Genomic DNA, 11,674 nt, shown 5'->3' on the forward strand with positions numbered 1-11,674 from the left:
TAGCTCAACACCTGTTTACAATTTCCTTTTCATAAAAACCAACGCTAAATTCATATTTACCCATAAGTTGAGAAATGTTGTTTTGCCTCAACCCAGTAATCAAGTTAGATTAACGCACTTATTGTTTTATTATTTGGTTTAATCTCTCTGAACTGAACAGCATGAAGATGATAAAAGCTAGAACAGCCACTGGGAACAAGGAAATACTTGTACGCGAAGCGATGAGACCAAATATAGGAGGGAGTAATGTAGAGCCCGTATAAGCAACCGCCATTTGATATCCCATCAGTTTAGCAGAATTTTCTTTGCCGAACCGGGTAGGCGTTTCATGAAGCAAACCAGGAAAAATAGGAGCCAGCCCTAAGCCAATAAGGATGAAACCCATGAGTGTGAACGCGTCAGGCAACGGTATAAACAGAATAAGTCCGCCTACAAGTGCGGTAAGTTGGCCAAGCAGAATTAAAACACGATTGTTTATTTTCAGAGTCACAAATCCGGCTATAAGCCTCCCTACTGTAATTCCACCATAGTACAAGGAAATCCAACCAGCTGCTGTTTGCGCAGAGACATTTCTTGCACCTACCAGATAACTGGCACCCCATAAACCTACGGTTGATTCAACACCGCAATAAAATAAGAACGCAATAAGCGAAAACTTTACCCCTCTAATCCGAATCGGATGTGTCTGTTTTAGTTCATTGCCTTCTCTTAACTCGTTAGGGTGTGATCCAGTTTCTACTGGAATGATTGTAGATTGTTGTTGTGCAGCAACACGTTTCCATAACGGAAGCGTAACAAACAATATGATAACAAGACCAAATTGGATCATCGCAACTTGTAAGTAACCTTCTCTCCAAGAATTCTGAGTCGCAATAGAATAAGACATAATCATTGGCCCCATAGTTGCTCCTACACCCCAGAAACAATGCAACCAACTCATATGATGAGCCTTATAATGCGTAGCCACATAATTATTGAGCCCTGAATCGACAGCCCCAGCCCCAAGACCGAGAGGAACAGCCAAAATCATTAGCCAAAGCAACGAAGGTGAGGCAGAAAAACCCAGCAACGCCCCTGCCGTCAAGAAACAGCTGATTAAAGTAACCTTCCCTGTTCCAAATTTCTCAATAATGGTCCCGCTGAATAGGCTTGATAGGATGGTTCCCGCTGAAACGATCATGGTTACAAGTCCTGCCGATTCAAAGGATGCCCCAATTTCAGGATGCATGACTGGCCAAGCGGCCCCTAGCAAGGAGTCTGGAATTCCCAAGCTGATAAAAGAAAGATAAATGATAATAATAAACCACGTTGCCATATTAATGTTCCTTCCTAAGTTAAAAACTCATTTGTTTATCTCTTCAAGGATGTATTGCTTAATCAAGGACTTCATTATTCCGATCCATCACTTGTAATGTAAAATTGAGGGTTCTAGTTCCTTTAAGGTTAGCCATCTCATGCCTTCTTCAAAATCCCCATAAAACGTATTCAATAAAATGATTTCAGGATAATAAGGCATCATATGTTTGGATTTATACAATTCCCAAAGTGGAATCCAGGTATCTTCGTCTATCATTTTTTGATAAACTACGATTTGATCTGGGGCAAGAACTGCATTTAGAGTCTGAATAATGCTGCTAAGAATCGCTATAAATTCCTCCGTTTCAAAAGAACCGTTCCAATCAATATCCATCGGGAGAAATTTGATTTCACCAGCAAGCCCGTATTTTCCTCTTACAACATTCCCCTCTAAATGAATCCCCATGCCAGGTGGATATTTATCAGGGAAATACACGCCTAATACACATTGGCTTTCGCTCGACTGTGCTCGAGAACAGTATCCGCTAATTGCGGCGTTTACATCATTCTCCAATATAACAGGAATGCCAAATCTACTCTGTACTTCATCAATCAATCGGACTCCCAGAAGCTTTTCATGACTGCTAACCGTAATTTCTCCATTCACAGATTGTCCCGGAATTCCTAGTCCAATAACTTTAATGGAGGAATAAAGGGAAAGAATCTGATCGATCATTTCATACAATTGTGTACTATCAAGAATGGGGATGGCATGTTCTTCCTTCATTATAATGTCATCATGTAAATTAACTACTGTTGTAAAAATGACATCTGTTCCTTGCTTTTCATGCATATGTATCACCAATGCAAGATTGAAGTCATAGTTGAAACGGTACGCTAAAGCGGGTCTTCCCCCACTAGAAGAAATGGCTTTATCTTCAAACATCTCTCCATAATCAAGCAATTCTTTTACAAGTGAGTTGATGGTTACCACACTCAGTCCTGTCATTGAAGCTAGTTGGGGCTTTGTTGCAACACCGATCTGTTTCATCATTCGGCGTACATTGTTCAAGTTTATTTCTTTCATTAAATTTGCGTTCGCGTTTTCCATGCACAACTCCCCTATACAACCATAATAAACTGACTTTACAAAGATCATTTACTAAGTATCTGACAATTATTTCTCTCTGTCAAGATGTTGGATGACATAAAAAAGAGCTGCCACGTGACAGCCCTTGCGACTTTGACTATTGATTCTCGCTTGAACAGAATTCTACATTGCATTCTACATTGCATTCAACCATGCTTCCTTCATGTTTGTCTGGTTCTAGCATCTCACCTTACTGATGTACCGTTATAACCACATTTCCTTTTTTGTGTCCTTGTTCAACATACCTGTGAGCCTCGGCTGTCTGTTCTAACCGATAGCGTCTATCGATGACCGATTGTATCTTTCCCGCTTCAAATAGCTCTTTGAGGAAGACTAGATTTTCTTTACTCTGCTTTAAGCCTGAGGCTGTAAATATTGCTTTTTTGCTGCTGAACTTGGCAGTCCATAACATTTGAAGCAGAGTTCCCAGTGTAGGGACGGTTGAGAGATAGATTCCTTTTTGTTTTAGTGAGCCTTTGCATTGTGAAAATGAACGCTTGCCTACCGCGTCGAAAATAACGTCATAGGTCTGACCACCTTGGGTAAAGTCCTCTTGAGTATAATCAATGACGTTATCGGCACCCAGAGATTTCACTAATTCTAAATTCCTATTACTGCATACTCCGGTCACTGCTGCTCCAAAGTACCTTGCAAGTTGTACAGCATAAGCACCTACGGCTCCAGAAGCACCATAGATCAATACTTTCTGTCCGTGCTGTATATTTGCCGTATCTCTAAGGAAAATCAATGCAGTTAATGCCCCATCACAGACGCCGACGGATTCTTCATAGGTCGCATTGGTCGGTTTGATAATCAGCGGCTTATCTTCGGGCAAACACATGTACTGGGCATGCGTACCAAAGCTATTCGGACTTATACCGAAAACCTGATCACCTTTCTTAAATAACGTTACATCTTTACCTACTGACTCAATTTCCCCAGCTAGCTCAACCCCTAATATCGGATATTTGGGTTTTCTGAAACCATAAACAAATCTGACCATAAACGGGTCTGCTTTGCGAAAGGAACAGTCCGAGGGTGTTACAACTGCCGCATGTACTTTTATCCGTACTTCATTGTTCTTGGGCGTAGGTTTTTCTACTTCTTTAAGCTGAAGAACTTCGGGCGTTCCATATTTCTCACATACGATCGCTTTTATATCAATTCCCCCTTATTCTCGATAAAGAATATTTCTTCCAACGGTGTGTTGAAGACAAGAGCAATACGAAAAGCCAGTTCCAGTGAAGGAGAGTACTTCCCTTGTTCTAGGGCTACGATAGTTTGTCGTGTCACGCTCGCTTTTTCAGCTAATTGTTGTTGCGTCATTTCATTATTGTGAAATCTTAATTTACGAATGTTATTACTGATATGAAGTTTACCCATCTTAGACTCCGATCCGATAAAGATAAATCTGTGTGATAACGCCAATTACCTCTGACAATAGCCCTGAGAAAATCAGGATGATGAACATCATATAGGGTGGCATATTCATGACGAGCGATCCCATGGCTAGAAGAAAGCCAATGATAAACACATAATGAGAATTCCTTGTGGCTTTCAATTCAATGATCTTATCTAGTTCATCAGCAAATGAAGGTTCCTTTTCATTCGTAGATATTCTATAGATAATGTTGAAAATAATAGTAATGATGATTTTGGCTACAATCGACACTGGGATTAAGATTAAAATGACTGACGCCCAAAATCTGAAGGTATCTGTCGAATCTAGGGTTGCTTCGGGGTACCGTTCAAATACGTACAAACAATAGCATACAAAAACCAGTAAGGTACCCATTAAGGATACGATATTCTTTTTTTCTTGATAGGACATAATTTTTCCTCCTTCATCCTAATATTTACCAAAGTAATATGTTGTGTACATAATGTAATATATATCATACATAATGTCAATTGGTTATTACACTGTATTCTCAAAATAAACATCCCATGGTTATGTAAATCAAACATTAAAGATTGAAAAAAAGAACACCCATTAACTTTGAGCAAGCCAAAGTTAACAGATGTTCCTTATAAAAATAGCCTTTACTGCAATCAAATCTGGCTAATGAAACTACTTCTCGAGCAAAATGCTGAACGAAGAGCCAGCCATGCCAGCAAATACTATCGTTCCGTTCTCAGGTAGAACAACTTCATTATTGCCGCTGATTATGGTGTAGTTCATGCAAGCTCCTTTTTCGTCATATACCGCAAAAGCGCCCTGCTCTGGCATCGCAACTGTCATCTTCTTGCCTACAACCGATTCAGGTACACTATACCATCTCGCGTGGCCATCCGTTTGAACATTAACCGTAGAATACTTACCTTTATAGAGTGGATTTACTTTCTCCTCACTGACAAACACGCTTCCAGCCGACTCAAGGTACTCGATACCATCCTTCATGTAAAAAAGGTATTCAGCCGTATCTCGGCTTCCCATGGTAGGGATTTGATGCTGGCTTTCAGCAGTATTCGGACCCGTAATTATCTTATCCCCTAGATAACCCTTTAGATCATTGTTACGGGAAATTTTGAGGGTCGGATTCATCATGTAAATAAGAGAACTGAACTTTTCACTCACAGGATAATACGTTTTCCCTTCTCTCTTTGCCCATATATCTTCCGTCTCTTGAGATAGTATCTGAGATTCCAGCTTCTCGGCTAAGTACTGAGATATTGCCAATTGTCCCAACCCCGGAATGGTTGCATATTCTCTATTCCACAGGTAAATGCGTCCATTTTTTTCAGTTACAATACTGATCTTCGAGCTGCCTTCTGGGTTAACAAAAGACCCATCCGACGTATATACATATTTCTGCTCTGGATACTCGGGGACACTCGGCACCGATAATGATAGCTCTCCATTCTTTATAGTAACTTTAATTTGTTGATTGGTAGTACCATAATAGCCTGCGTACTTTATGATGTCTTTCGGCATGTCAGCCTTTACAGGCTTGCCGAATGATTTTTCCGGTTTGATGTCTTTAATCGTACCCTTCTCTTTCAGCGCCTGAAGAAGCAGCTCGTTCGCAAGCAGCTCGTTCGTCGAACTACTACCGCCCGACGACAGTACCGCAGCAGCCATGTTCTGTTCTGGAAGCACTACGAGGGAAGCATGATACATAATCGTATCCCCGCCCTTGCTGAGGCCCATTATTTCATAATCGTTAAAAGGAAATAACCTTACACTGTCCCAACCAAGCCCGAAGTCAACTGAATTATCTGCATCTTTAGGCCACACTCCCTTTTTGTATTCCTCTTGTTCCATGGCCCGTACCGCCTTGTCTGAGAGGATACCTTTCTCCTGTCCTGTAAATATTTGCGAGAATAGAACTAGATCCTCAGCGGTAGAATAGATTCCGCCCGTTCCAATCACGTTGACAGTTTCATTCGGAAGCTGTTCTGGATAAGTCGGAAGATAAAGACCCGCTAGCTTACTTGACTCTAATACGTCCTGCGATGTCTTCGTATGGTTCATTTCTAACGGTTCAGTAAAATATTGATGAATGAATGCGGTGAATGCCATACCACTTACTTTTTCTACAAGAATCTCAGCCAACGTGAATCCATCATTACAATAAACAGAGAATGCCCCCGGGTCAGCTTTTAAATTCTGAATAGACAGCTGCTTCAGTAGCGTATCGTGTGCATACGTGTCATCATCATTAAACAGAAAAGCATTACCCAGGCTCGACCCTTGAAGACCAGAAGAATGGTTCAATAGCATACGTGGGGTGATTTGCTTATAACGTTCATCGTTCATCTTGAAATCAGTTATGTACTGCACTAAGGAGTTATCCAAGTCGATCTTCCCCTCATCTACCAATTTCATGACAGCAGCGGTCGTAAACATTTTGCTCGTCGATCCGATACCATACATCGTGTCCTTGGTCAGAGGGATCTTTTCTTCCTTATCGTTTAAGCCCGTCTGTCCCGACACTTTAATCTTGCCGTTATCGATTAATGCATACTGGACGCTGTTCGTGCCGTAATTTTCGGTAAGTAGCGCCGCTTTCTGAGAAGCGATCTTCTCTAGTTCTAGATTAGGAACTGCAACATCGCGGCTAGACGCTATTGCATCTGTAGGGACTAGTGGTGTCAGTGCAATAACAGCTGCCAGAAACCATGCCAACCTTTTCTTCATAAAGTTCCTCCTTTAATTATCAAACTTTGGTATATTACGGTTAACCGGATGAAATGGTTCATTTTTCCATAAAAAAAGCATATTCCGTCTCACATAGCAAGTCAGAATAAGCCATTGAGACTGTTATTTCTCAATTCGATGTTCCCTATATTGCCTTCCTCATAAGCAAGATTCATAGCATCAACCATAAGGAAAGAAGGCAAGATCAAGGGATACTATATCCCTTGATCCTACCTTATGTGAACGTTCTACTTGTCTTTTCTCAATCCTTAATTTCATCCCTATTTCTTCGAAAATAACTCTACAGTTTGCGTTTCCATAATCGGATTCCAGTACTCTTTGATCTCTATAGTAAGCGGCTGCGGATAGTCGAGGGCTTTCTCTCCAAAATTATAGGAGTAATTGTCTTCTACTGTATCATCTTTTGTCGAAACTCCATGTCCTCTTTGGGACAAACCTTCCGTTAACATTTTATGTTTCTCGCCTTTCGCATCCGTGAAACTGTCGTCCAGCCACATCATGATGCTGTACGAAGATTGAGCCTTTTCAAGCTTGCGTTGGAACTGAACCTCCCCCGCTCCTGCCTGGCTAATGGGCTGAATGATTGTAAGATTAGTGTCCGGTGCTTCAACGATTTGTTTCTTGTTGAGATCGACGACAATCTTCATTTGATCCTTTGCAAGAGCCGTAATCCCCATTGCCTTCAATGAGACGGAGTCGAGCTGATCGTACTGGCTGTTCTTGAAGACAAGTGTGAAATGGGAAGCGTCTGAGTAGACTCAGGAATTTTTATACGAGATTATGATAGGGTAGTATATTTTTTCAGTATTGCCCCCGTTTTTACCGATAAGAATCGGATTAATCAATTTGAAAATTTGTTTGTCATTTACTCCAAATGCTTCTCATTAACTTAGCATTTGGAGTAAATGACTAGACTTTTAGGAAATGCTTCGAACGTGCGATCTGTGTCGCTTCAACCATGTTGCGTAAAGAATCGATCGTTTCTTCGAATCCACGCGTTTTAAGTCCGCAGTCTGGATTGATCCAGAAAAGCTTCGGATCTAGCACACGCAAGGCGCGTTCAATCATACTCGTCATTTCCTCTACTCGCGGAATTCGTGGACTATGAATGTCATAAACACCTAAACCGATCCCCAATTTGTAAGTGTTCAATTCAAAGCTATGAATCAGTTCACCATGACTGCGAGATGTCTCGATCGAAATCACGTCTGCATCCATCGCTTCAATCGAATCAATCATGTCATGGAACTCACAATAACACATATGCGTATGAATTTGAGTAGTGTCTTGCACCGTACATGTGGTCATGAGGAACGCTTTGACAGCCCATGCTAAGTAGTTCGCTTGCTCCTCTTCCTTCAGTGGCAGCCCTTCACGAATGGCAGGCTCATCAACCTGAATCATTCCAATGCCTGCAATCTCTAGTGCTTCTACTTCTTGTCTAAGTGCATAGGCCAATTGGTAGGCTATTTGTTCACGGCTAATATCATCACGAACGAAAGACCAGTTCATAATCGTAATAGGCCCAGTAAGCATTCCCTTAACAGGACGATCTGTCTTCGACTGAGCATACTTCGTTTCTTCAACAGTCATTGCCTTTTCAAATGCTACATCACCAAAAATAATTGGTGGTTTCACACAACGAGAACCGTAAGATTGTACCCATCCGAACTGAGTAAACGCGAATCCGGCAAGCTTCTCACCGAAAAATTCAACCATATCTGTACGTTCAAATTCACCATGGACAAGAACATCCAATCCAATCTCTTCCTGTAGCTTAATCCAAATATCGATCTGCTCTTGGATAAAACCAATATACTTCTCGTTATTCCATTCACCCTTGCGCCATAATTGACGGGCCTTACGTACTCCAGCCGATTGCGGGAAGCTTCCGATCGTCGTTGTTGGGAACAATGGTAATTGCCACTTCTTTTGTTGTACAACGTGACGCTCTGCAAAAGGAAGTTGACGTTCAGGATGCTTCGAACTAATCGTGGCAACCGCGCTCTGAATATCGTTACGATTACGCTCGCCGGATTGTTTAAGTGCCTGTAGGTCAAGTTCACATTGTGCCAATTCGTCTGCAATGGCAGCTTGATCTGAAGTCACTGCTCTTGCTAGAAGAACAAGCTCATCTAACTTCTCATCAGCGAATGCGAGGGCACCCTTAAGCTCAGTTGATAGCTTCTTCTCACTAGCCACCGTAACCGGAACATGAAGCAAACTGCACGATGATTGCACGATTAGCTGGTCTGTCCCCACGAGTTCACCTAACTCTTCTAGGAGTCCCAATTTCTCTTGAAGTGATGCTTTCCAGATACTACGACCATCGATCACGCCCGCTCCTAGAATCTTGTCTGCTGGGAAACCATATTCCTTAATGGATGACAAATTTCCAGACAATCCATGCACGAAATCAAGACCTAATCCTTGGACTGGCAACTGGATGATATCTTTATAGTTCTCTACGGATTCGAAATAAGTTTGCAACATGATGCTCAAGCTAGGGACAGACTTCGCAATAGTTCCATAGATTGTCTTCAATCTTTGAAGATCCTCTGCGCTTAATTTCTGAACAAGAATCGGTTCATCTATTTGTACCCATTGCACCCCTTCATTCGCAAGCTCCTGAAGTATTTGCACATACAGTGGTAGCAAACGATCTAGCCATGCATCTGTTTCTGCAACATTATATCCTTTGGATAGTTTCAAGAATGTTAAAGGTCCTACGATAACTGGTTTTCCCTCGATTCCAAGATTTTCCTTAGCTTCGCGATAAGCTATAAGAGGTTTGTTCTCCGTGAGTACCGGTGTAGCATCATCTAACTCGGGAACGATATAATGGTAATTCGTGTTGAACCACTTCGTCATTTCACTTGCTGTTGCATCCTTTGTCCCACGGGCAATACCATAATATACAGACAATGGAACAATACCACCAGCATAAGGAAAACGCTTGGGAACAATCCCGAACATCGTAGCTGTATCCAGAATATGGTCGTAATAACTAAAATCATTTACTGCAATGATGTCAATGCCCTTCTCCTGTTGTTTACGCAAATGATTCAAACGAATCTCTTGTAATGTACTATGAAGCTCTGGTTCTTCAATTTTGCCAGACCAGAACGCTTCGAGTGCTTTCTTCCATTCGCGCTCCGCACCAATACGTGGATATCCCAATACACTACTCTTTACCATCCAGTACCACTCCTATTTAAATTACTTGTTAATAGAAAGATATCACGTATCTGGTGCTATAGTGTAACTGGATTAAACTATATCTAGTTATAGTTAATAGCTATACCAGATTGTTAAAAAAATATCACACCGATCTAAGATTAGTCTTGAGGCTCATTTATAGTAACGATATCTAATCAGAGAAAAAGCTGCTCGGATTCTTCGAGGCCATTGAAAAGTCCACACACATTGGTGTAGGATACCGCTACATAACGGATTTTCTCGGCTTTGTTGACTAATGAATGTAGTTAATTTACAAAAAAAACAACTCAGACTAGTTAGTTCGAGTAATACACCATTACTGTCCGCTCCATTAACGAAACGTCATTTTTCTAGATTAATTGCATTGTTGTCAGGCAAGTGTCGTCGCTTACGAACGTGGAAACCTCGGACATTGCCTTCTTCCCTTCGTGCTCAATCGTAATGTTATATGTTGTGTTACGATGCGTTGATTCGATGTGATTGAAGCGGGCTGAGCTTCCAAAATGTCTGTACTATAATCATGCACCATTTGTTTAAAGCTTTGTACGTCAATTTCGTTAGGAGCATTTCTTATAAAATAGTAAAGAAGATGCAAATGATAAAAGCGATTATTCAAATTAAAGTAATCTATCTTCGATAGTATTTAAATAAGCCCGCTAGTTACGCGGACTTATTGATAAACTTATATTCACTAAAATCTTACAGTCCCAACTTATGACCCTTCTCCAGACGCTGAATTTGCTTCTCTCCACCATCAGCCAATTCCCGGAACTGATTGATCGTTTCACGCATTCTTGGCAGGGCTTCCTGTTTGTAGGTACTGATAGAATCTAGAGCCGATAATACATCGGTAAATGCTTCTTTCATGGTGTCCACCGAGATACTAGCTTCTAGCGATTGTTTCTGGATCTCAACCCCTTGAGTCTTCAACATTCTGGACGTTCCGGAGATCAGATCATTCGTGGTTTGATTTAAGAGCTCGATTTTTTTCAATACAATCTTCTGATTATAGAGAGCACTTGCTACAGTTACGGAAATCTTCAATGCTGAGATGGTAACGTTCTTGGCTCTATCTACCCCGCGAATCAGTTCTTTGTTGTTCCTGATTACCACTTCGATCGCCATAATCCCCTGTTGATTGACTACTAACATCTGTTGCAAGTCCATAACCCGCTGACGCAGGGGGAACAGTACTTCCTCGGTAATGAAGCGGATCTTGTCAGGATCTTCACTACGCTGTTTGGCCGCTTCGATTTGCGAATCGATCGATTCGTCCATTAACATCCCTAGCTGAATTTCCTTTTGAAGCTTTTTGGTCAAATCCCGCAGCGTCTGTTGCTCGATCTCTAGTGTGGTGTTGTCGTTCTTGAGTGTCGACTTCCCCTTGTCTAATGAGACAACAATATCAGCAATCACAACATCGGCTTTTTGATACTTGAGAAAGTAAGCACGTAATGGATTGAACAGCTTGCCGAGGAACCCCGTCTTAGCAAAGTCTATTACGCTTGGATCTAAATCTTTCAGTTGAGTATGCAGTTCAGCTAGTCCCTTGGCTACTTGGCCTCCCTCATCTCCCGTTTTCGAGAGATTTCCTACTGAAACTTGAAGCAAAGTATTTTTATCTGAGGATGATTTCATTGTATTTATACCGAAAGAATCGATCGACTGAAGTATTTCTTTTCGCTTCTCAAGCGACTCGAAATCTAGGGCCATAATCGTTGCGACATTGTTCTCCGCTACTTCTTTTAGTTTTGCCACTTCCTCGGGAACGGGCTTAACTTCTTCCTCGATCGCTACCTTGATCTCTTCTTGACTTGGTATTTCCATTGTGAATGACATGTTAACCC

At 41.4% G+C, this 11,674-nt stretch carries 9 protein-coding genes; all 9 read right to left on the reverse strand.

Annotated features, from left to right (window positions below; translation table 11 throughout):
* Positions 1–118: 118 nt before the first annotated feature.
* The gene (locus tag J2T13_RS09020) at positions 119–1,315 is read right to left on the reverse strand and encodes an MFS transporter (RefSeq protein WP_429370422.1); all 1,197 of its coding nucleotides are present in this window, start codon (positions 1,313–1,315) and stop codon (positions 119–121) included.
* An 87-nt stretch (positions 1,316–1,402) separates the two neighbouring features.
* Positions 1,403–2,407, reverse strand: coding sequence for an ROK family protein (locus tag J2T13_RS09025; RefSeq protein WP_429370424.1), 1,005 nt, complete (start codon positions 2,405–2,407; stop codon positions 1,403–1,405).
* Between the two features lie 229 nt (positions 2,408–2,636).
* Positions 2,637–3,605, reverse strand: coding sequence for an NAD(P)-dependent alcohol dehydrogenase (locus J2T13_RS09030; RefSeq protein WP_429370513.1), 969 nt, complete (start codon positions 3,603–3,605; stop codon positions 2,637–2,639).
* Positions 3,602–3,829 carry a helix-turn-helix transcriptional regulator gene (locus tag J2T13_RS09035; RefSeq protein ID WP_429370426.1) on the reverse strand — a complete coding sequence of 76 codons (228 nt, stop codon included), beginning with the start codon at positions 3,827–3,829 and terminating at the stop codon, positions 3,602–3,604. Before J2T13_RS09035 ends, J2T13_RS09030 begins: the two co-directional genes overlap by 4 nt.
* A gap of 1 nt (position 3,830) precedes the next feature.
* Positions 3,831–4,277 carry a hypothetical protein gene (locus tag J2T13_RS09040; RefSeq protein ID WP_429370428.1) on the reverse strand — a complete coding sequence of 149 codons (447 nt, stop codon included), beginning with the start codon at positions 4,275–4,277 and terminating at the stop codon, positions 3,831–3,833.
* A gap of 240 nt (positions 4,278–4,517) precedes the next feature.
* Positions 4,518–6,587 carry a serine hydrolase domain-containing protein gene (locus tag J2T13_RS09045; RefSeq protein WP_429370430.1) on the reverse strand — a complete coding sequence of 690 codons (2,070 nt, stop codon included), beginning with the start codon at positions 6,585–6,587 and terminating at the stop codon, positions 4,518–4,520.
* A 281-nt stretch (positions 6,588–6,868) separates the two neighbouring features.
* The gene (locus J2T13_RS09050; protein ID WP_429370432.1) at positions 6,869–7,285 is read right to left on the reverse strand and encodes a hypothetical protein; all 417 of its coding nucleotides are present in this window, start codon (positions 7,283–7,285) and stop codon (positions 6,869–6,871) included.
* A 232-nt stretch (positions 7,286–7,517) separates the two neighbouring features.
* Positions 7,518–9,806, reverse strand: coding sequence for a 5-methyltetrahydropteroyltriglutamate--homocysteine S-methyltransferase (metE, locus tag J2T13_RS09055; protein WP_429370434.1), 2,289 nt, complete (start codon positions 9,804–9,806; stop codon positions 7,518–7,520).
* Positions 9,807–10,526: 720 nt separating this feature from the next.
* Positions 10,527–11,666 carry a toxic anion resistance protein gene (locus tag J2T13_RS09060; protein ID WP_429370437.1) on the reverse strand — a complete coding sequence of 380 codons (1,140 nt, stop codon included), beginning with the start codon at positions 11,664–11,666 and terminating at the stop codon, positions 10,527–10,529.
* Between the last annotated feature and the right edge of the window lie 8 nt (positions 11,667–11,674).

The organism is Paenibacillus sp. DS2015 (assembly GCF_050433705.1).
Lineage (GTDB): Bacteria > Bacillota > Bacilli > Paenibacillales > Paenibacillaceae > Paenibacillus_AQ.